This is a genomic window from Arthrobacter sp. USHLN218 (assembly GCF_037144715.1).
Taxonomy (GTDB): domain Bacteria; phylum Actinomycetota; class Actinomycetes; order Actinomycetales; family Micrococcaceae; genus Crystallibacter.
Genome location: NZ_JBBCYT010000011.1, coordinates 68,710 through 89,665, shown reverse-complemented (window position 1 = coordinate 89,665; position 20,956 = coordinate 68,710). Strand labels below are relative to the sequence as shown.

Here is a 20,956-nt window from a genome sequence, read left to right as displayed (position 1 = left end):
CCGGCCGCGCCGCCGCACCATAGTGGGGAATGAAACTGGAGAATAAAGTGCCAAAGGCTGCTTCACCCGTGAAGGCCACATTGGGCGCCGCCCTGTCGATCGGCCTGCTGGCCCTTCCCGTCGCTGCCCTGCCCGCCGTTGCGGCAAATACCGGACCGGAGCCGGAGGCGCCCGCGCCCTCCGCCGGCGGGACCCACGAGCTGAACCTCCTGGGCATCAATGATTTCCACGGCCGCATCGATACCAACACCGTCAAGTTCGCCGGCACCGTCGAGCAACTGCGGGCCGAGAACCCCGAGGGCACGCTCTTCACGTCCGCGGGCGACAACATCGGCGCCTCGCTGTTCGCGTCCGCGGCGCAGGACGACCAGCCGACCATCGACGTCCTCGATGCGCTCGACCTCGCGACCTCGGCAGTCGGCAACCACGAGTTCGACCAGGGCTACGAGGACCTGACCGGCGACGTCATCTCCGGCAAGGACCCGGCCGATTTCGCATACCTCGGCGCCAACGTCTACGAGAAGGGCACCCGGACACCCGCGCTGGACGAATACCAGCTTGCGGAGGTCAACGGCCTGACGGTCGGCATCATTGGGGTCGTCACCGAGGACACCCGGACACTCGTCAGCCCGGGCGGCATCTCTGGCATCGATTTCGGCGATCCGGTGGAGGCGGTCAACCGGGTGGCGGCGGAACTGTCCGACGGCGAAGGCGACGAAGCGGACATCATCCTCGCGTCCTACCACGAGGGTGCGAGCACGTCCGCGGACCTGGGCGCCGCCACCGCCGCCAGCCCGGTGTTCGAACGCATCGTCAACGAGACCTCGCCCGAGGTCGACGCCATTTTCAACGGCCACACGCACCTTGCATATACCTTCGACGCCCCGATCCCGGGCAGCGATGGAACCCGGCCCGTGGTACAGACCGGCCAGTACGGCGAAAACGTCGGCCGGATTCAGCTCACGGTGACCGAGGGCGAGGCAGGCGGCGAGCCGACGTTCGACGTCACGGACTACTCGATGGACATCGTCAAACGTTCCACCACCGACGACGCCGCCCTGACCGAGGCCTACCCGCGCGTGGCCGAGGTCAAGGAAATCGTCGACGCCGCGCTCACCGAGGCCAAGACGGTCGGCGCGCAGCCGGTCGGCTCTGTCACGGCCGACATCACAACCGCGTTCGCGGACGGCAAGCGTGACGACCGCGCCTCCGAATCGACGCTGGGCAACCTCGTCGCGGACTCCCTGGTGGATACCCTCTCCCCTGAGGAACTCGGCGGAGCCGAAATCGGCGTCGTCAACCCGGGCGGCCTCCGCTCCGAGCTCTACTACGTCGACGACCCGGCACTGGATGACGACGGGGGCCGGGACGGTGAAGTCAGCTACGGCGAAGCCAACGCAGTCCTGCCGTTCGTCAACAACCTCTGGACCACCACGCTGACCGGCGCCCAGTTCAAGACGCTGCTCGAGCAGCAGTGGCAGCTGACCGCGGACGGCGAAGTCCCCAGCCGTCCCTACCTGCAGCTTGGCCTCTCGGACAACGTCAGCTACACCTACGATGCCAACGCCGGCCAGGGCTCCCACATCACCGGCGTCTGGATCGACGGCGAGCAACTGGATCCGGACCGCGAGTACCGGATCGGGACCTTCAGCTTCCTTGCCCAGGGCGGGGACAACTTCCACGTGTTCGCCGACGGAGCCAACACCCGCGACTCCGGCCTGGTCGACCGCGATGCGTGGATTTCCTACCTGGAAAAGAACAGCCCGCTGGCCCCGTCGTTCGAGCGGCGTTCGGCCGCCCTCGCCGGCGTCCCGGCGACGGTCGAACCGGGACAGGACGTCTCGTTCCAGGTCTCCAAACTGGACCTGACCTCGCTCGGGGCCCCGGAAAATACGGCGCTGACCCTGCGCTACGAGCCCGCGGACAGCGGCGTCAGCGCCTTCTCGCGCGCCGTTCCCGCAGCAGCGCTGCCGGCGGACCTGGGCACCTTCGACGTGGCCGACGGCGGCGCAACGGTTTCCTTCACCGTTCCGTCCGAGCTGCGCGGCGGAGCGTTCACGCTGACGGCCGCGCCGTCCGGCACGGTGGTGAGGCTGCCGATCGAGGTGCCCACGGCGGGCCTCCCGCACGAGGACGGCGGCCAGCCCGGCGGGGACGAGCCGAGCGCCGAGCCCACCACCGGCCAGCCTGACGGGGACGAGCCGAGCGCCGAGCCCACCACCAGTCCGCTCAACGGAGGCACCGCCGATCCGGGCGCATCGGCCCCGGCCGCTCCGGGCGGCGGCAGCCTTCCGTTCACCGGCGCCAGCGGCCTGCTGCCGCTCGGCATCGGGGCGCTGGTCCTGCTCGGCGGAGGCACCGCCGCCGTCCTGGCGGTCCGGCGCCGCAAGCAGGCAGGACGCTAGCGGCATCCCGAGGGGCTTCCTTCCGGCGAAGGGAGCCCCTCCCTTCGACCTATTTCCCACCACCCGCACTCAAGGAAAGAGAACCATGACCAGGAAACCCTGGAAACCGGCCGCCTGCGGCGCCATCGCCGCAGGCGTCCTGGCCTCCGGCCTCGCCGCGCTCCCCGCCATCGCAGCGCCCGCGGCCACGGCCGCGCAGGCCGCTGCCGGCGCTGTCGTGATTAATGAGGCGTACGTCAACGGCGGCAGCGCCAACGCGCCGTACACCCACAAGTTCATCGAGCTCTTCAACCCCACCGACGCGCCGGTCACGCTCGACGGCATGTCGCTGCAGTACCGCTCCTCGGGCGGCACCTCCGCGCCCACCGGGGTGGTCGCGCTGAAGGGCACGATCCCGGCCAACGGCTACTTCCTGGTCCAGGGCGGCAGCAACGGCGGCACCGGCGCGGCACTCCCCGAGGCAGACCTGGCCAGCGGCGCACTCAATCCGTCGGGCAGCTCCGGGACCATCGTGCTGGCCGGCCAGGCCAGCGCGCTCACCGGACTGGCCACGGGCTCGGTGCTGGACGACGAGCGGGTGGTGGACCTGCTGGGCTACGGGAGCTCCAACACCTTCGAGACGGCCGCGGCCGCTTCCCCCAACGGCACCTCGAACCCCCTCTCGATGAACCGCTCCGGCGGGGTGGACACCGACAATAACGCCGAGGACTTCGCGCTCAGCGGCGCCGTCACCCCTGTGGCCTCGGGCGGAGCCGCCCCGGAACCTGAAGCGGAACCCGAACTTGAAGCTCCCGCCCTGCGGACCATCGCCGAGATCCAGGGCACGTCAAACGTTTCTCCGCTGGCTGGCGAAACCGTGGCCGTCCGCGGCGTGGTCACCGCCGCCTACCCCAGCGGCGGCTTCAACGGCTACTACCTGCAGACTCCGGGCACCGGCGGGGAACAGGACCTTGCGGAGCGTACGGCCTCCGACGGCGTCTTCGTCTACTCCCCCGCCACCGTGGACGACGTAGCCGTCGGCGACTTCGTCGAGGTCACCGGCAAGGTCAGCGAGCACTATGGCATGACCCAGTTGAGCGTGGACGCCGGCGGCCTGGCCCAGCTGGCGCAGCCGGCCGAGGCCGTCAAGGCCGCCGCCGTCGAGTGGCCCGCCACGGACGCGGACCGGGAGAAGCTCGAGGGCATGCTGGTGCGTCCCGAGGGCGCCTTCACCGTCACGGACAACTACTCGCTGAACCAGTACGGCGAGATCGGCCTGGCCGCCGGGGAGAAGCCGCTCGTCCAGCCCACCGCAGTCGGTGCGTACGGCTCGGACGCCTTCTGGGCCGAGACGGAGAAGAACGCGGCGCTCGCCGTCACCCTGGACGACGGCGCCACCACCAACTTCCTCGGCAGCGACCGGAACAAGGACATCCCGCTGCCGTACCTGTCCCCGGAGGAGCCGGTCCGCATCGGCTCCTCCGCCGACTTCACCGGTGACGTCATCCTCGACTACCGCTTCGACCTCTGGCGCTTCCAGCCCGTGGGAGAACTAACGGGAGATGACAGCGCAGGCCTGCAGCCGGCGTCGTTCTCCAACACACGAACGGCCGCGCCGGAGGAAGTGGGCGGAAACGTCAGCATCGCCTCCTTCAATGTGCTGAACTACTTCACCACCACGGGCGACCAGCTTGCGGGCTGTGCCGCGTACACGGACCGCGACGGCAACCCGGTCAGTGCGCGCGACTGCGACGCCCGCGGAGCCTACGACGCTAAGAACCTGGAACGCCAGGAAGCGAAGATCGTCGCCGCCATCAACGCCCTCGACGCCGACGTCGTCGCGCTCGAGGAGATCGAGAACTCCGCGAAGTTCGGCAAGGACCGCGACGCCGCCCTGGCGACCCTGACCGCCGCGTTGAACGAGGCCCTGGCCGCCGAGGGCGAACCGGCGGAGTGGGACTACGTGCGGTCGCCCGGCGAACTGCCGGCGCTGGCGGATGAGGACTTCATCCGCACGGCGTTCATCTACAAGAAGGACGCCGTCCAGACCATCGATGAGTCCGTCATCCACAATGACACCGATGCCTTCGCCAACGCCCGCAAGCCGCTCGCGCAGACCTTCAAGGTCAAGCACGGCGGCGCCGACACCAAGTTCATCGTCGTGGCCAACCACTTCAAGTCGAAGGGCTCCGGCGGGGCCACCGGCGAAAACGCAGACCACGGCCAGGGCGCATGGAACGCGGCGCGGACTGCCCAGGCCGGGTCCCTGGTGGCCTTCGCCGACGGGCTGCAGGAGCAGTTCAGCACGGACAAGGTCTTCCTGACCGGCGACTTCAACTCCTATGCGCAGGAAGATCCCATCCGGGTGCTCCGCGAGGCCGGCTACGTGGGCCAGGGCGAAAAGACCGGCGAGCACACCTACAGTTTCGACGGCATGGTCGGCTCGCTCGACCACATCCTCGCCTCGCCCTCCGCGGATGCCGCCGTGGCAGGTGCCGACGTCTGGAACATCAACTCGGTCGAATCCATCGCGCTGGAGTACAGCCGCTACAACTACAACGTAACCGACTTCTATGCGCCGGATGCCTACCGGGCCAGCGACCACGACCCGCTCATCGTCGGCCTGGACCTGCCGACGGCGAAGGAGAAGGCGCACAGCCGCTAACCACCGCTGGCTGCGCAGGCATATGGACCGCCGGGGCCGGCGTCCGGGATTGTTCCGGGCGCCGGCCCCTGCCGTGCGACTGGGCAGTATTATGGACAATAGTGTGTGAAACACAGTATTGTTTGACCATGAGTTCCGACGACAGCCTCTCGGTCCACCTGCAGGAGCTGCGCCGCGGAACCGTGGTGGTCGCCTGCCTGGCGACGCTCTCGACTCCGGGCTACGGCTACGCCCTGCTGGACACGTTGGAACAGGCCGGGCTGTCGGTCGACGCGAACACGCTGTATCCGCTGCTGCGCCGCCTCGAGAAGCAGGGCCTGCTCGAGGCGACCTGGAACACCGACGAATCCCGGCCGCGCAAGTTCTACCGGACCAGTCCAGCCGGCACGGAAGTACTGGAACAGCTCCTGGCCGAATGGCAGTCACTGCACCAGGCCATCACCGCCCTGCGCCCCACTCCGCCCGCCCGAGCATCCTAGGAGCCACCATGGCAACGCTCACCGAACGCTACGTCGCCGCGGTGGCGCGCGGCGTCCCCGAGGACCAGCGCCCCGACGTCGAGAGGGAGACCGCTGCCGCCGTTGCCGACCTGACGGAGGCCCGCCTGGCCTCCGGCCAGGAACCCGAGGCGGCCGAGCGGGCCGCCCTGCTGGAACTCGGCGATCCGGTCCGGCTCGCCGCCGAGTACTCGAACCGTCCGCTGCAGCTGATCGGCCCGGGCCTCTACCCGGACTACGTGCGGCTGCTGACCGTCCTGCTGGCGGTGATCCTGCCGCTGACCGCCATCGGCGCCACCCTGGGCAACCTGCTGGCGCACGGCGAGCCGGGCCGCACGGCCGCCAGCGCCGCCACGACCACGCTCAGCGTGTTCGTGCAGCTGTGCTTCTGGGTGACCGCGGTCTTCGCGGTGCTGGAACGGACCGGCAACGGCAGGCCGCTCACTCGCTGGCAGCCCGACCAGCTCCGCGACGTGCCCCAGCAGGGCCAGCCCCGGCTCGGGGACACCATCGTCTCCGTCGTGCTGTCCCTGGCGGTGGCCGGCTACATCGTCTGGCAGCAGTTCCGCTCGCCGTTCGTCATCGACGGCGAGCCGGTGCCTCTGCTCGACCCGGCGCTCTGGAGCTTCTGGCTCCCCTACTTCATCACGGTGATGCTGGCCGGCGCCGCGCTGGAAATCATCCGGTACCGCACGGGCGGCTGGCGCTGGCCGCTGTTCGCCGTCAACCTCGCACTGGATCTGGCCTTCGCGCTGCCGGCCCTGTGGCTGGTGTCCGCCGGCGCGCTGCTCAACGCGGAGTTCCTCGGCCGGCTCACCTGGTGGACGTCCGCCGAGTCCTCGGTTGCCGCCACCGTGGCCGTCGTCACCATCGGCGTCACGCTATGGGACGTCGTCGATAGCTTCATCAAGACGCGGCGGGATGAAGCCGCCCGCAACCGGTAGCGGACCGTCGGCCGCTGCCAGGATGTGCGCGGCGATGCCGTCCGCATCCTTGAGGGTACGGCTGCCCTGCTCCGGCGGCGCCCCGGCCTCGGCGGCGATCGCGGTCCCCCACTGAGCGGAGGAGAGCTGCAGGCCCAGGACGTACAGGCCGCGGGTGGCCTGGCCGTTGGCCCCGACCGCGCGGTAGGGCGGCAGTGTCACGTCCAGTCCGGAGGTAGGCACCGGCAGACGGTCCGGCCCGAGCATCAGCTTGGTCCGGGCCAGGCCCTCCTCGAGCAGGTGGCGCAGCAGCGGCGAAACGTTATGGGCCACGCGGTTCGCGGGCATCATCGCTTCGACCAGGTAGGCCCCGGAATAGGAAGCACCTTCCACCCAGGGCGATGTGGCACGGAAGCGGCCCGTCTCCGGCTCCACCTCGAAGTGCGGATCGGGCCCGACGAAGTCCACCAGGCCGGCACGCACCAGCGCCGCGAGCTGTTCGATCCGCTGCGCCGGAGGGCCGCTGGCGAGCCCTTCCACCAGCGGTTCGAACCAGCCGCGCAGCTCGGCCAGCCAGGACTCTTCGGTCAGGCCACCGTCCGCGACAATCTCCTTCAGCAGGCTGCGGCCGGCGTTCAGCGCACCGATGGCCATCTTCAGCGGGTCGTCCTCCCCGCGGGCCGACCCGGCGGCATCCGCGTCCAGGTACCCGAGCATCGCGGCCTGGTACTCCTCGGCGGAGGCGAACTTCCGGCCGGCAAACGGCTTGGCCAGCGCCTCGACATCGAGCAGCCGGTCCGGCAGGACCCGCTCGGCAAGATAGGCGTGCACGGCGTTCAGCAGCACCCGGCTGCCCGGCGCGGACTTCCGCGCAAACAGCTCCTGAAGGCCGTCCAGGAAATCCCGCGCGGGCACGGATACGGCCTGCGGTTCCACGCGCACCAGCGTGGAGTAGTAAGCCCAGAGCACGTCCCGCTGCAGCAGCGGCCAGAGGTCGTGGTCGAAGCCCGGCTGCACGCCGGTCTCCGCGAACAGCCGGGCCGCCGCCGGGGTGAACCAGCGCATGTCCAGGCCGGTCGGCAGGTAGCTTTCCAGTTTGGCCTTGGCCCGGTACGGCGTGCCGCGGCGCGACGCTGCAACGAGCCGGGGTTCCTTGCCCGACGGCAGGTAGCGCAGCGGTCCGGAGTCCGACGCCGGCAGGAACTTTCCGCCGCGGCCTTCCGTCAGCTGGATCATCACATCGAAAAAGTTCAGTCCCATGCCGCGGACCAGCACCGTGCGGCCCGCAGGGATCCGCGTGAAATCCAGGTCCGGGGGCACGTTCGGCGGGAGGTAATGCAGTCCGAAGCGGGCGGCCTCGTCCTGGAGGCGCTGCTGCTCCGGGTTCAGGGCGGTGGGCAGGTGCCCCAGCGCCAGGACGACGGCGTCCGCCTCCAGCTCCCCGCCGTCAGCCAGGTCCAGCCGGTAGCCACCATCGTGCCGGTGCAGCCGCACGGCCTCGGTGGTGTGGACGGAGAGGGCAGCGCTGGTCCCGGCTTCCTCGGCCAGCTGCGAGAAGATCCAGGCCAGGTAGCGTCCGTAGAGCAGCCTGCTGGGGAAGTCCGACGGCCCCAGCGCCGCCGCCTCGTCCCGGTCATCCGCGGGCACTCCGCCGAACGACCCGCCGGCCACGCCCTCGCGCCACGCATCGAAGCTGAGGCCGGCTACGGAAGGCACGGCGTCGGCCTCGAGCCCGTCCCCGGGCACGACCGTGGGGAACAACGACGGGGTATTCATCAGGAACAGCCGGGACTGCCCGTGCCGCCAGACGTGGCCCGGGCCGGGCGGAAACGGATCGATCAGGTGGATCTGCAGTTTCGGGTCCTGCGGGCGCTGCCGGAGCCGGGCCAGGAGCCGTTCCAGCACGGAGAGGCCGCGCGGGCCGGCGCCCACAATCGCCACGCGGTGGCCGTGCTCGGAATCCATAGCCCTAGCTTAACGGCGGCGCCGGCTCCGGCTTGGTTCCCGGCTCCCGCTCGAGCCGGAGCGGGAAGGCCAAAGCGGAGCCGCCGACACAGGGCCGGCCTGCCAGGTGCAGCGACCGGTCCGCGCGCGGCAGCGGCCGTGGCTGCCCGACCGGGTGCCCGGGCAAGGGACCGGGCTGCCTAGGATGAAAGGCATGACGGAGCATGGCCACCTTCCCGCGGACGATTTTATCTGGCTCGAGGACATCCACGGCCCGGAGCCGCTGGAGTGGGTCCGCCGGCAGAACGCGCGGACCGAGGCCCGGCTGGTGGACGAGGACTTTCGGCGGCTGGAGGAAGACATCCTCGCCGTGCTGGACTCCGAGGACCGGATCCCCTCCGTCACCAAGCGCGGCGGCTACTACTACAACTTCTGGCGGGACCGCCGGAACCCCCGCGGCCTGTGGCGGCGGACCAGCTGGGCGGGCTACCTCGCGGACGACCCCGAGTGGGAGATCCTGCTGGATGTGGACGCGCTTGCGACGGACGAAGGCATCGATTGGGTCTTCGGCGGAGCCCAGTTCCTGCGCCCCGCCGACGGCACCAGCTACCGGCGGGCGCTGCTGCGGCTCTCGCCCGACGGCGGCGACGCGGTGCGGATCCGCGAATTTGACGTCGAGGAGCGTGCGTTCGTGTCCGGCGGCTTCGACATCCCCGCGGCCAAGAGCCGCTGCAGCTGGCTGGACGAGGACAGCCTGCTGCTCGGCACGGACTACGGACCGGGCTCCATGACCGGCTCGTCCTACCCGCGGACCAGCCGCATCCTGCGCCGCGGGGTCGCCCTGGCGGATGCCGAGCCGTACTTCGAGATCCCCGGGGACCACATGCTCGCCCAGGCCGTGCACGATCCCACGCCGGGTTTCGAACGCGAGCTCGCGGTGGACGTCATCGACTTCTTCAACGCCCGCACCTACCTGCGCCGCGCCGGGGACTGGCTGCCCGTCGACGTGCCGACCGACGTGGAGGTCGGCCTGCACCGGCAGTGGCTGACGCTGCGGCCGCAGACGGACTGGCAGCCCGCCGAGGACACCTTTCCGGCGGGATCGCTGCTGGCCATCGGGCTCGACGACTTCCTGGCCGGCAGCCGGGACCTGGCCGTGCTCTTCCGGCCGGACGCGAACACCTCGCTGCAGTCCTGGAGCTGGACCGCCGGCTACCTGCTGCTGAATCTCCTGCAGGACGTCTCGTCCCGGATCCTCGTGCTGGACCCGTCTGCGGGCTGGGCCGCCGAGGAACTGGACGCCTGCCCGCCGCTGCATTCGGTGGAGGCGTACGCGGTGGACGAGGAGGACGGTGACGACTACTGGCTCGTGGCCACCGGCTTCCTCACCCCCTCCACCCTCTCCCGCGGCACGATCGGCGGGCCTACGACGGAAGTCAAGCAGTCGCCGTCGTTCTTCGATGCCGCCGCCTACAGCGTGGAGCAGCACTTCGCGGTGTCCGCGGACGGCACCAAGGTGCCGTATTTCCAGGTCGGGCCCGAGGACCTGGAGTACGACGGCGGCAACCCGACCCTGCTGTCCGGGTACGGCGGGTTCGAGGTGAGCCGCACTCCCGGCTACAGCGGCGTGACCGGGCAGGCGTGGCTGCGGCGGAGCGACGAGGCCGGACGCGGCGGCGTGTACGTGCTGGCCAACATCCGCGGGGGCGGCGAGTACGGGCCGGGCTGGCACCGGGCCGCTCTGCAGGCCAACCGGCACCGCGCCTACGAGGATTTCGCCGCAGTGGCCCGGGACCTGATCAGCCGCGGCGTGGCCTCGCGCGAGCGCCTGGGCTGCTCCGGCGGCTCCAACGGCGGGCTGCTGGTGGGCAACATGCTCGCCGGCTACCCGGACCTGTTCGGCGCCGTCTCCTGCGGCGTCCCGCTGCTCGATATGGCCCGCTACACGCAGCTGTCCGCCGGCTCCTCCTGGATCGCCGAGTACGGCGACCCGGCCGATCCGCAGCAGTGGGAGTTCATCCGCACGTTCTCCCCGTACCACCTGCTGGAGGCCGGCGCGGACTACCCGGACACGCTCATCTGGACGGCTACCTCGGATGACCGGGTCGGGCCGGTGCAGGCCCGGAAGATGGCGGCGCGGATGCTGGGGCTGGGGGTGGAGAACGTGTGGTTCCACGAGGCGCTGGAAGGCGGGCACGCCGGCGCGAGCGACAACCGGCAGGCGGCCCGGCTGCAGGCGCTCTCCCACGCGTTCCTGTGGCGCGCGCTCACGGACTGACCCGCCGCCCGGACTGCCGCGGCGGAAGGCCCGTCCCGGTTGCCCCGCAGCCGGGGCTGGTTTTGATCTGGCCGGAAATTCTGGGTAGTCTTGATGGGCTGGCAACAGCACCAGGAGACGTGCCAGAGCGGCCGAATGGACTTCACTGCTAATGAAGGGTCGGGGTTAAACTCGACCGGGGGTTCAAATCCCCCCGTCTCCGCGTCAGGCCCCTGACGGTTCCGAAAGGACACCGCAGGGGCCTTTTGCGTTGGCTTGGCGCCTGGCGCGGGCCGGCCCGCGCCAGGCGCGACCTGCTAGGCCTTGAGGGCCAGCACAAAGGGCAGCACGGACCCGGCGCCCGCGCGGCGGAGGGCCCGGCCCGCGACGGTGAGCGTCCAGCGGCTGTCGGCGAGGTCGTCGACCAGGAGCACGGGTCCGGGGTTCTCCGCGAGCCAGGCCTCGCCGCCGTCCGGCACCTGGAACTGGTCCCAGACGTCCGCCAGCCGGAAGGCGCTGTTACCGCCCGGGCCGTTCCTCGGGCCGCCGTCGGGAACGGCGAGCTCGCCAAGATAAGGCAGCCGGCCGATCTCGGACAGGCCGCGGGCCAGCGACTGGACCAGCTGCGGGCGGCTGCGGGAAGGGATGCTCACGACCGCCACCGGACGTTCGGTCCACCCCCATTCGGCCAGGACGCGCACGCACGCCTGCAGCGTCTGCGGATCCAGCGGGCCGTCGGCGGAGTCCCGGCCGAAGATTTCGCGCAGCCGGCCGCCCCAGCCGAGGTCCGTCAGGCGGGCCAGCGCGCGGCCGGTCGTATTCGCCTCGGCCGGGCCGATCTTGCCCTTGACCTCCACCCCCAGCCGGGACATCCCGGTCGGCCACATGGCCCGGGGCTCGAGTTCGACACCGGCCCGCTGAAGGGAGGCGCCGGCGCTTTCGGTCGCTTCGGCGGCCACGGTGTCCGGGTACCAGGTCCCGGCGCAGGTGTCGCAGCGGCCGCACGGAGCCGCCGCAGGATCGTCGAGCTCCCGGGCGAGGAACTCCATCCGGCAGCCACCGGTGTTCTCGTAATCCAGCATGGCGTTCTGCTCGGCCATCCGCGCCTTCGCGATCCGCTCGTAGCGGTCGCGGTCATAGGTCCACGGCTGTCCGGTGCCTTCCCAGCCGCCGCCGACCTTGCGCACCGCCCCGTCCACGGACAGGACCTTCAGCAGCAGCTCCAGGGGCGAGCGTTTCAGGTTGACGAGGGTCTCCAGCGCGGCTGTGGAGAGCACGGTCCCGGGCGCCGCGAGCTCGCGCAGCACGGCGTTGGCGGTGCCCTCGTTCGGCATCGAGGCAGTCGCGAAGTACTCCCAGATGTCCCGGTCTTCCGCGCCGGGAAGCAGCAGCACATCCGCATTGGGAGTGCCGCGGCCGGCGCGGCCCACCTGCTGGTAGTAGGCGACCGGGGAGGACGGCGCACCGAGATGCACCACGAAGCCCAGGTCCGGCTTGTCGAATCCCATGCCGAGGGCGCTCGTGGCAACCAGCGCCTTGACGCGGTTCTCCTTCAGCGCCGCCTCGGCCAGTTCCCGGTCTGCGGGATCGGTCCGGCCGGTGTAGGCGAGCACCTGGTGGCCGGCCTCGCGCAGCAGCCGGGCGGTGTCTTCCGCGGCGGAAACCGTGAGGCTGTAGATGATGCCGCTGCCGGGCAGGTCCTCCAGATGGGTCAGCAGCCAGCCCAACCGGGCCTTCGGACCGGGGAGCCGAAGCACGCCGAGGCGGAGCGATTCCCGGGCCAGCGGTCCGCGGATGGTCAGCACCCCGCCGCCCGGGCCCGCGGCACCCAGCTGCTCCTCGATGTCGTGGACCACGCGGGAGTTCGCGGTGGCCGTAGTCGCCAGGACCGGCACCGACGGCGGCAGCTGGGCAATCAGGTCGCGGATCCGCCGGTAGTCGGGCCGGAAGTCGTGGCCCCAGTCCGAGATGCAGTGCGCCTCGTCGATCACCAGGAGGCCGGAACTCTGCACCAGCCGGGGCAGCTGCTCGTCGCGGAACTTGGGATTGTTCAGCCGTTCGGGTGAGACCAGCAGGACGTCGACGCTGTCCGCCGCCAGCCGCGCCTGGACCTCTTCCCACTCCAGCTGGTTGGCCGAGTTAATGGCGGCCGCGCGGACACCGGCACGCTCCGCCGCGGCGACCTGGTCCCGCATCAGGGCCAGCAGCGGCGACACGATCAGGGTCGGGCCCGCGCCGCGCGCCCGCAGCAGCAGGCTGGCCACGAAGTACACGGCCGACTTGCCCCAGCCCGTGCGCTGCACCACCAGGGCCCTGCGTCCGCCAGCAACCAGCGCCTCGACCGCCTCGAACTGGCCGTCGTGGAAGCGGGCCTCCTCGTTGCCGACCAGTCGGCGCAGGATCTCCGTCGCCTCGTCGACCAGCGGAACTGTCATGCTCTCGGTTTCAGCCATGTCCCCCAGTATTACAGCCGCGGCTGACAGTCACGGTGGGTTGTCCACAGGCATTCCTTATATGCTGGCCGGGTGACCAGTCTCGATCTCAGTGTTTCTTTCCAGGAGTCCTTCAAGGCCTACGACGTGCGCGGGATTGTCGACGAGACGATCACCGAGGCCACGGTGGAGGCCACCGGCGCCGCCTTTGTGGACGTCCTCGGCCTGGCCGGCCGGAGCGTGCTGGTCGGCGGCGACATGCGCCCCTCCTCCCCCGGCTTCGCGGCAGCCTTCGCCCGGGGCGCCGCCGCCCGCGGCGCGAACCCGGTGATGCTCGGACTGATCTCGACCGACGAGCTCTACTTCGCCTGCGGCACGCTGTCCGCCGCCGGCGTCGTTTTCACCGCCTCGCACAACCCGGCCCAGTACAACGGCATGAAGATGGCCCTGCCCGGCGCCCTGCCGGTCTCCTCCGACACCGGCCTCTTCGACATCCGCGACGCCGCCGCCCGCTACGTCGCCGAGGGCATCCCCGGCTCCGGCACCGTGGGCAGCATCACCGAACGCGACGTCCTGGCCGACTACGCCGGCTACCTGCGCTCCCTCGTCGACCTCACCGGCATCCGGCCGCTGAAGGTCGTCGTGGACGCCGGCAACGGCATGGCCGGCCTCACCACCCCCGCCGTCCTCGGCAACGCCATCCTCCCCGCCCTGCCGGTGGACATCGAACCGCTGTACTTCGAACTCGACGGCACCTTCCCCAACCACCCGGCCAACCCGCTGGAACCGGAAAACCTCGCCGACCTGCAGGCCGCCGTCACCGCGCACGGCGCCGACCTCGGCCTGGCCTTCGACGGCGACGCGGACCGCTGCTTCGTGATCGACGAAACCGGCGCCCCGGTCTCGCCGTCCGCCATCACCGCGCTCGTCGCCCGCCGCGAAATCGCCCGCGCCAAGGCCGCCGGGGAACCCGAGCCCGTGATCATCCACAACCTGATCACCTCCCGCGCCGTGCCCGAACTCGTCGCCGCGGACGGCGGCCGCCCGGTCCGCACCCGCGTCGGCCACTCCTTCATCAAGGCCGTCATGGCCGCCGAACAAGCCGTCTTCGGCGGCGAACACTCCGCGCACTACTACTTCCGCGACTTCTTCAACGCCGACACCGGCATGCTCGCCGCCATGCACGTCCTGGCCGCCCTCGGGCACCAGGACAAGCCGCTCTCCGAGCTCGCGGCCGAATACAGCCCCTACCACGCCTCCGGGGAGATCAACTCCACCGTCGCGGACAAGGACTCAGCCATCGAACACGTACTCGACGCCTGCCTCGGCCAGGACGTCACCATAGACAACCTCGACGGCACCACCGTCGCCGCCACCGACGGCTCCTTCTGGTTCAACCTCCGCCCCTCCAACACCGAACCCTTCCTCCGCTACAACGGCGAAGCCCGCGACAAGGCCACCATGGAACGGATCAGAGACCAGGTCCTCGCCCTCGTCAGGCAGGGCGCATGAGCGGGTCCTGGCGCGACGGCGTCCACCCCGACATCCTGAAGGACATCGACACGCTCTTCGGCACCGGCCTGGGCATGGCGCAGGAGCAGCTGGAAGAGCACGGCGCGTTCCTGCCGGCCGCCCTGGTCCTGGACAACGGCGGCGAGCTGCGGCTGATTGCCGTCGCGCCGCCGGAGACCGGCGACGGTGAAGAGTCCGGCGAGGTGGACGCGGACGCGATGATCCAGGACATCTACGCCGCGCTGCAGCAGCAGAAGGACGGCTTCCGCGCCGTCGCCGTGATCAGCGACATCTACCTGCCGGACCACGACACGGACGCCATCCACGTCGCCACCGAACACAGCCGGGGCACGGCCATCGCCGCCATCCAGCCCTACAGCACGGATGACACGGGCCGGTGGATCTACCCCGATCCGTTCATCGACCCGCAGGAACGCATTGTCTGGCCGGCAGAGGGCGGCAGCAACTGACCCGCAGGGTTAAAATGCCTGCATGCGGATCAATGCCTTCGCCGATGTGTGCCTGCGCGCCCTGATGTTGCTCAGCGCGTCGCCGGAGGGCGAACTGCTGACCACGCAGGCGATCGCCGACGGCGTCGGCACCCCCTACAACCACGTCAGCAAAGCGGTCCTCAGGCTCCGCTCGCTGGGACTCGTCGACGCCGTCCGCGGACGTTCCGGAGGCGTGCGGCTGAGCGCGCGGGGACGTACGACGACGGTGGGCTGGCTGCTGCGCGAACTGGACGAGCGCGAAGACCTCGTCGAGTGCGAGAGCACCGAGGGCCGGGGCTGCCCGCTGAACAACAACTGCGGCCTGCGCGGGGCCCTTCGACGTGCCCGCGAGGCTTTCTACAGCGAGCTCGACGGCATCGTGATCTCCAGCCTGCCGCACCAGTCACAAATGGAACCCGTTTTTGTGATGTTGCACACACGCCGCGCGGAGCTCCCCCGCTAATTCAACGAACTTTTCTACACGTCGTAGAAACATGGATTTAAACCAGCATTTCCGGTGCTACTTTTGAGGCGTCAAACACCTCTGACCCAAGGAGTAACGATGCTCTCGGAGAAGTCCCGCCCCATCATCGAAGCCACTCTTCCCCTCGTCGGCGAGCGGCTCGGGGCCATCACCCCCAACTTCTACCGGCGCATGTTCGCTGCCCACCCCGAACTGCTCGACGGCCTGTTCAGCCGCGCCAACCAGCGCAACGGCGAACAGCAGAAGGCCCTGGCCGGTTCCATCGCCGCGTTCGCGTCGGCGCTGGTCGCCAACCCGGACCTCGTACCCGAGCAGATGCTCAGCCGCATCGCCAACAAGCACACCTCCCTGGGCATCACCGAGGACCAGTACCAGATCGTGTACAAGTACCTCTTCGAAGCCATCGCCGAGGAACTCGCCGACGTCATCACCGCCGAGATCGCGGAGGCCTGGACCGAGGTGTACTGGCTGATGGCCGACGCCCTGATCAAGATCGAAAAGGGCCTCTACGCGCGGCAGGCCAACAACAAGATGTGGGCGCCTTGGAAGGTCATTGAGAAGACCTTTGCCGGGGCCGGCTGCGTCACCTTCGTCCTCGAACCCGCAGACGGCACCCCGGTCACCCGGGCCGTTGCCGGCCAGTTCGTCAGCGTCAAAGTCGCCCTGCCCGACGGGCTGCGGCAGTGCCGGCAGTACTCGCTCTCCGCCGACGTGGATTCGACCACACGGCGCGTCTTCACCACGAAGCGCGACGACGGCGGCGAGGTCTCCCCGGTGCTGCACAACGACGTGCAGGTGGGCGACGTGCTGGAGCTGTCCAACCCGTACGGCGACGTCACGCTGGACGACGGCGACGGTCCCCTGGTCTTCGCGACGGCCGGCATCGGCTGCACCCCCTCGGCCTCGGCCCTTCGCTCGCTGGCGCAGCGGGGCTCGGACCGCGAGGTCATGGTGCTGCACGCCGAGAAGAGCCTCGAGGCCTGGGCGCTGCGCGAGCAGATGGTTGGCGACATCGAGCAGCTCGACGGCGCCAACCTCCAGCTCTGGCTGGAGGAGCCGACGGAGGGGTACAACAGCGGCTTCATGTCGCTGCAGGACGTCGAGCTGCCCGCCGAGGCCAGCGTGTATGTCTGCGGTCCCCTGCCGTTCATGAAGTCCATCCGCAGCCAGGCCATCGAGGCAGGCATTCCGGCCACCAGGATCCACTACGAGGTCTTCGGACCCGACCTGTGGCTGGCGTCCGCCAACTAGTCCCGGCCCGGTCGGGCCCTCAGCCCGAAACCGCCATGCCGACCGGCCGACCGGAACCTCTCCGGGCGGCCGCGCTCGTTAACCTGCAGTGACGGTCCCCCGGTTGCCGTCCACCAGGATGTACTGCCCGTCGCGCAGCACGGCGGTGCCGTTGCCGGTCCCCATCACCGCCGGGATACCGTACTCGCGTGCCACGATTGCGGCGTGCGACCCGAGGCCGCCCAAGTCCACCACCACGGCCGCCGCCCGCCGGAACAACGGCGTCCACGACGGGTTGGTGTACGGGCAGACCAGGATCTCGCCGCTGCGCAGGAGGCCGAATTCCTCCGGTCCCCGGACCAGCCGCACCCGTCCGGCCGCCTGGCCGCGGCTCGCGCCGGTCCCTGTCACCAAGACTCCCGACGGCGGCCTGCGGCGAGCGAACAGGACCACCGGGTCCAGCAACGGGACGCCCTGCAGCTCGCGGCGCTTCGCCGCCCGCGCCCGCACCACCGACCGGTAACTCTCCGCCACCGTCGGAGGCAGCGCACCGCCGTCGTCCGCCTGCCGGACCAGCTCCCCCAGCTCGCCAAACCGCAGGTGGTACACCTCGGCGGGGTCCGCCAGCACGCCCGCGCCGGCCAGGCGGCGGCCGAGCTCGGCGTACGCCCGGCGCAGCACCGGCAGCACCATGGTGGCGTAGAAGTGCGTATTCTCCCGGAACGCGATGCCGCACTTCGCCTCCGCCACCGCGCGCTGGACGGCGCGGCGCAGCGGGGCGAACCGCATCGCGGGGTGCCGCCACAGCCGGGCCAGTGCCTCCTCCGACTGGTCGCGCGCCGCGGGACGCTCCCCGAGCATGGAGCGCACCAGGCCCAGCACCACCTCCGGCGCCTCGGCCCAGGTCGGCGCGCTGCTGAGCACGATGCTCACAGTCTCGCGGTGCCCGTACTCGGCCAGGAACGCGTCGAGGGCCTCCCGGAAGCCGGCAAACTCCGGGTCCTGCCGCAGCCGGACCAGCAGCCGGGCCGGCTCGAGTCCGCGGAAGGCCTGCGCCAGGTCCGGCCGGGCGTTCACCTGCTCGGCCAGCGCCTCCAGTCCGCGGTTGGCCTGGCTGGTGCGGGTCTCGGCACCGGCGATCAGCGCCGGCCCGAGCCGCCCGGCACCGAGCAGGGCCAGCAGCAGCCGCAGCCTCCCCAGCGGCAGGAAAGCGGATGGCAGGTAGGACACCCGCAGCTCGGTAATCAGCGACATCGCCGACAGCGCCTCCTCCGCCGCCGCCAGCAAGGCCCGCACCGGCAGCGCGGCCAGCTCCCCGGCGCGCAGCCGCCCGATCTCGGCCAGGAACGCCGCAAACCGGGGGTCCTCGGTCCACTGCGCCGCATCGAACCGGCGCGCGCGGCGCAGCACGGACAGCGGCGCCCCCAGCATGCGCAGCGTGGGACGGGGCACCGGCAGGATCAGCTGCACCACCACGCCGTCCTCCTCCGGCAGGAGCCGCGGCAGCGGTGGAAACCGCGCGCCCACGCTGCCGGCCATCCGCTCCAGCATCGCCCCGATCCCGTGCTGCATCCAGCCCGACACATCCAATGGGTACGGCCGCTGCTGGAACATCTCCATGAAGAACGGCCCCACCATCCGCTGCAGGCGGTTCAGGCGCGGCGGCTCCGGCGGCAGCGCGGTCATCGGCCGGGCCTGCAGCAAATGGAGCCTGCCCTCCGCCAGGGCCCACTCGATGTCCTGCGGACGTTTGAAGAGCTCCTGCACGCGCCCGGCCAGGCTGGCCAGTCCGGCCAGTTGCGCCGGCACCAGTACTGCCCCGCCCTGCCCCGGCGTGAACCGCAGCAGCGCGCCGTGGACGTCCAGCACGTAGTTGTCCGGCGTGAGCGCTCCGGAGACGACGGCCTCGCCGAGCCCCGCGGCCGCCTCCACCACCAGCTCGCCGCGCCTTCCGGTGAGGGGATTCGCCGTGAACAGGACGCCCGCGGCCTCCGCCCGCACCATGCGTTGGATAACGACGGCGATGCCCACCTGGTGCGGGTCGATCCCGTTCCGGTTCCGGTAGGCCATGGCCCGGTCGGTCCAGAGCGAGGCCCAGCACCCGGCTACCGCCCGGAGCACCGCCCGCTCGCCGTCGACGTCGAGAAAGGTGTCCTGCTGGCCGGCGAAGGCAGCACCGGGCAGGTCCTCCGCCGTCGCGCTGGAGCGCACCGCCACCGGGCCGCCGCCCAGTTCCCGGTAGGCGGCGATAATCGCGGCGCGCAGCCGGTCAGGCATTCCGGTGCCGGCGAAGAGATCCCGGATCGAGGCTCCGTCCGGGCCGGTGACCGCTTGCCCCGCCCGCCCGGCAGCGGTCCCGTCCGGCCCGGGACGTGCCGTCCCCGGCGAGCCGGATGCTGCGCCGGCTTCCAGCAGGCGCACCAGCTCGCCGCCCAGCCCGGTCTCTTTGAGCAGCAGCCGGTAGGCGGCGGTGGAGACGACGAAGCCCGGCGGCACCGGGAAGCCGCCGCGCACCAGTTCCCCGAGGTTGGCGCCCTTGCCGCCGGCGGCCGCCACGTCGGCCGCCCCGAAGTCCGCCAGCGGCGCCGTCAGCTCCTCACCCATCGGCGGCTCCTTCCGGCGGCTGAACCTCGGAGTATGCGGTGGTCCGGAGCCGGCGCTCGGGCAGGAAAAGCGCCAGCACGAAGGCAGCCGCGAGGATCACGCCGGTATAGCCGAACAGCGGAGGAACGGCATCGGCGAAAGCCGCCGCCACCGCGGCCCGGTCCGGTCCTGGCAGCTGCGCCAGCAGCTCTGGCGTGACCGAATCCAACCGGCCGCCGAGGCCCGCAGCCACCGCGTCGGGCAGCGCGGCGTTGAACCGCACCGTAATCAGGGTCCCCAGGACGGCGACGCCGACGGCGGCCCCGATCTGCCGCAGGAAGGTCACGGTGGAGGTGGCCGCACCGAGGTCCGCGCGGGGGACGGTGTTCTGCACCACCAGGACCATGACCTGCATGACCAGTCCGATGCCGAGGCCGATCAGCGCAACCGACAGCAGAACCCGGGCAAGGCTGCTGCCGGGCCGCACTCCGGCGAAGACCAGCATTCCGCCCGCGGCGACCAGCGTGCCGGCAATCGGGAAGATCTTGTAACGCCCCGTGCGCGTGATCAGCAGTCCGGACACAACGACCGCGAGCAGGACCGCCAGCATGAGCACGAGCAGCAGGCTGCCTGATCCCGTCGCCGACATTCCCATGCCGACCTGCAGGAAGGCCGGCAGATAGCTGACGGCGCCGAACATGGTGAAGCCGATCAGGCAGCTGATCGCCACCGGGATAGCGAACCCGCGCTCCCGGAAAAGGACCAGGGGGATGATCGGATCCGCGGCCCGCCGGGACGAGGCCAGCCAACCGGCGGTCCCGGAGGCGGCCAGCACGGCCAGCACCGGTGCGAGCCAGGCGGGACCGCGGTAGCTCCCCATGCTGCAGAGCAAGACAAAGGCGACGATGGCCAGCGTCAACAGCGCGGCGCCGAGGAAATCGATCTTCCGGCCGCGCGGAGCCGCCGGCAGCCGAAGGGTCAGCGAGACCAATAGCAGCGCCGCAACGCCAAGCGGCAGGTATGCGTAGAAGATCCAGCGCCAGGAGAGCAGGTCCACGGCGGCGCCGCCGGCCAGCGGCCCCGCCACCGCGGCGGCGATGTAGGCCGAGCCGACCAGGGCCAGGAACCGGCCCCGCTCCCGCGGGCTGACCAGCTCGCCGATCACGGCCTGCACCCCGATCATCAGTCCGCCGCCGCCGATTCCCTGGATGGCCCGGAAGGCGATCAGTTCCGGGACGCTCCGCGCGAGCGGGCAAAGCACTGCGCCGGCCAGGAACACCACCAGTGCCGCCTGCAGCACCCGCTTGCGGCCGTAGGCGTCCCCGAGCTTGCCGCAGAGGGGCATCGCGGCGGTCGCAGCGACGAGGTAGCCGGTGATGATCGCGGACATTTGGTCGAGCCCGCCGAGGTCCCCCGCGACGGCCGGCAGCGCGGCCGCCATGATCGTCTGGTCGAGGGCCGCCAGGAACATGACGGCCAGAAGCCCCGGCAGGGCCCGCCGCAACGCCGGCGGCACCGCGACGCGGCGGCCAGGACCGGCGTTGGCCTTCATGC

At 70.7% G+C, this 20,956-nt stretch carries 13 protein-coding genes and 1 tRNA gene; 10 read left to right on the top strand and 4 right to left on the bottom strand.

Features of this window, described 5'->3' with window-relative positions; all coding sequences use genetic code 11:
* Positions 1 to 29: 29 nt before the first annotated feature.
* From WFH44_RS19955 to WFH44_RS19940, 4 genes are all read left to right on the top strand, one after another.
* A complete protein-coding gene (locus tag WFH44_RS19955; RefSeq protein ID WP_336716186.1) occupies positions 30 to 2,405 on the top strand; it encodes a bifunctional metallophosphatase/5'-nucleotidase in 2,376 nt (791 codons plus the stop codon).
* A gap of 85 nt (positions 2,406 to 2,490) precedes the next feature.
* Positions 2,491 to 5,049, top strand: coding sequence for an ExeM/NucH family extracellular endonuclease (locus WFH44_RS19950; RefSeq protein ID WP_336716185.1), 2,559 nt, complete (start codon positions 2,491 to 2,493; stop codon positions 5,047 to 5,049).
* 128 nt (positions 5,050 to 5,177) lie between these two features.
* Positions 5,178 to 5,528, top strand: a complete 351-nt coding sequence (locus WFH44_RS19945; RefSeq protein WP_336716183.1) for a PadR family transcriptional regulator — start codon at positions 5,178 to 5,180, stop codon at positions 5,526 to 5,528.
* Between the two features lie 8 nt (positions 5,529 to 5,536).
* Positions 5,537 to 6,490 carry a permease prefix domain 1-containing protein gene (locus WFH44_RS19940; RefSeq protein WP_336716181.1) on the top strand — a complete coding sequence of 318 codons (954 nt, stop codon included), beginning with the start codon at positions 5,537 to 5,539 and terminating at the stop codon, positions 6,488 to 6,490.
* Here the strand turns inward: WFH44_RS19940 and WFH44_RS19935 are convergent.
* Positions 6,428 to 8,434: an FAD/NAD(P)-binding protein gene (locus WFH44_RS19935; protein ID WP_336716178.1), complete on the bottom strand. Its 2,007-nt coding sequence runs from the start codon at positions 8,432 to 8,434 to the stop codon at positions 6,428 to 6,430. The genes WFH44_RS19940 and WFH44_RS19935 overlap by 63 nt on opposite strands.
* A gap of 193 nt (positions 8,435 to 8,627) precedes the next feature.
* On the opposite strand from WFH44_RS19935, the gene WFH44_RS19930 reads away from it, so the two are divergent.
* Both WFH44_RS19930 and WFH44_RS19925 read left to right on the top strand, forming a co-directional pair.
* Entirely contained in the window at positions 8,628 to 10,691 is a 2,064-nt protein-coding gene (locus WFH44_RS19930) for a prolyl oligopeptidase family serine peptidase (RefSeq protein WP_336716176.1), read from the top strand.
* 113 nt (positions 10,692 to 10,804) lie between these two features.
* A tRNA-Ser gene (locus tag WFH44_RS19925) sits at positions 10,805 to 10,893 on the top strand.
* 94 nt (positions 10,894 to 10,987) lie between these two features.
* Here the strand turns inward: WFH44_RS19925 and WFH44_RS19920 are convergent.
* Positions 10,988 to 13,123 carry a RecQ family ATP-dependent DNA helicase gene (locus tag WFH44_RS19920; protein WP_336716174.1) on the bottom strand — a complete coding sequence of 712 codons (2,136 nt, stop codon included), beginning with the start codon at positions 13,121 to 13,123 and terminating at the stop codon, positions 10,988 to 10,990.
* A 72-nt stretch (positions 13,124 to 13,195) separates the two neighbouring features.
* On the opposite strand from WFH44_RS19920, the gene WFH44_RS19915 reads away from it, so the two are divergent.
* The 4 genes from WFH44_RS19915 (at position 13,196) to WFH44_RS19900 (ending at position 16,840) form a co-directional block, all read left to right on the top strand.
* The gene (locus WFH44_RS19915; RefSeq protein ID WP_336716172.1) at positions 13,196 to 14,614 is read left to right on the top strand and encodes a phosphomannomutase/phosphoglucomutase; all 1,419 of its coding nucleotides are present in this window, start codon (positions 13,196 to 13,198) and stop codon (positions 14,612 to 14,614) included.
* On the top strand, positions 14,611 to 15,084 hold the full coding sequence (locus WFH44_RS19910; RefSeq protein ID WP_336716170.1) for a hypothetical protein: 474 nt from the start codon (positions 14,611 to 14,613) through the stop codon (positions 15,082 to 15,084). The genes WFH44_RS19915 and WFH44_RS19910 overlap by 4 nt, the downstream gene beginning before the upstream one ends.
* A 22-nt stretch (positions 15,085 to 15,106) precedes the next feature.
* Entirely contained in the window at positions 15,107 to 15,568 is a 462-nt protein-coding gene (locus tag WFH44_RS19905) for an RrF2 family transcriptional regulator (protein ID WP_336716168.1), read from the top strand.
* Between the two features lie 99 nt (positions 15,569 to 15,667).
* On the top strand, positions 15,668 to 16,840 hold the full coding sequence (locus WFH44_RS19900; RefSeq protein WP_336716167.1) for a globin domain-containing protein: 1,173 nt from the start codon (positions 15,668 to 15,670) through the stop codon (positions 16,838 to 16,840).
* A gap of 78 nt (positions 16,841 to 16,918) precedes the next feature.
* Here WFH44_RS19900 and WFH44_RS19895 read toward each other — a convergent pair whose 3' ends face one another.
* Positions 16,919 to 19,423 (bottom strand): PEP/pyruvate-binding domain-containing protein, encoded by a 2,505-nt coding sequence (locus WFH44_RS19895; RefSeq protein ID WP_336716166.1) that lies wholly within the window; start codon positions 19,421 to 19,423, stop codon positions 16,919 to 16,921.
* Positions 19,416 to 20,954: an MFS transporter gene (locus WFH44_RS19890; RefSeq protein WP_336716164.1), complete on the bottom strand. Its 1,539-nt coding sequence runs from the start codon at positions 20,952 to 20,954 to the stop codon at positions 19,416 to 19,418. The genes WFH44_RS19895 and WFH44_RS19890 overlap by 8 nt, the downstream gene beginning before the upstream one ends.
* Positions 20,955 to 20,956 lie beyond the last annotated feature (2 nt).

Excerpts from the sequence above, each read along its gene's own strand:
- WFH44_RS19955 (WP_336716186.1), top strand. The coding sequence starts at position 30 with ATGAAACTGGAGAATAAAGTGCCAAAGGCTGCTTCACCCGTGAAGGCC.
- WFH44_RS19950 (WP_336716185.1), top strand. The coding sequence starts at position 2,491 with ATGACCAGGAAACCCTGGAAACCGGCCGCCTGCGGCGCCATCGCCGCA.
- WFH44_RS19945 (WP_336716183.1), top strand. The coding sequence starts at position 5,178 with ATGAGTTCCGACGACAGCCTCTCGGTCCACCTGCAGGAGCTGCGCCGC.
- WFH44_RS19940 (WP_336716181.1), top strand. The coding sequence starts at position 5,537 with ATGGCAACGCTCACCGAACGCTACGTCGCCGCGGTGGCGCGCGGCGTC.
- WFH44_RS19935 (WP_336716178.1), bottom strand. The coding sequence starts at position 8,434 with ATGGATTCCGAGCACGGCCACCGCGTGGCGATTGTGGGCGCCGGCCCG.
- WFH44_RS19930 (WP_336716176.1), top strand. The coding sequence starts at position 8,628 with ATGACGGAGCATGGCCACCTTCCCGCGGACGATTTTATCTGGCTCGAG.
- WFH44_RS19920 (WP_336716174.1), bottom strand. The coding sequence starts at position 13,123 with ATGGCTGAAACCGAGAGCATGACAGTTCCGCTGGTCGACGAGGCGACG.
- WFH44_RS19910 (WP_336716170.1), top strand. The coding sequence starts at position 14,611 with ATGAGCGGGTCCTGGCGCGACGGCGTCCACCCCGACATCCTGAAGGAC.
- WFH44_RS19905 (WP_336716168.1), top strand. The coding sequence starts at position 15,107 with ATGCGGATCAATGCCTTCGCCGATGTGTGCCTGCGCGCCCTGATGTTG.
- WFH44_RS19900 (WP_336716167.1), top strand. The coding sequence starts at position 15,668 with ATGCTCTCGGAGAAGTCCCGCCCCATCATCGAAGCCACTCTTCCCCTC.
- WFH44_RS19895 (WP_336716166.1), bottom strand. The coding sequence starts at position 19,423 with ATGGGTGAGGAGCTGACGGCGCCGCTGGCGGACTTCGGGGCGGCCGAC.
- WFH44_RS19890 (WP_336716164.1), bottom strand. The coding sequence starts at position 20,954 with ATGAAGGCCAACGCCGGTCCTGGCCGCCGCGTCGCGGTGCCGCCGGCG.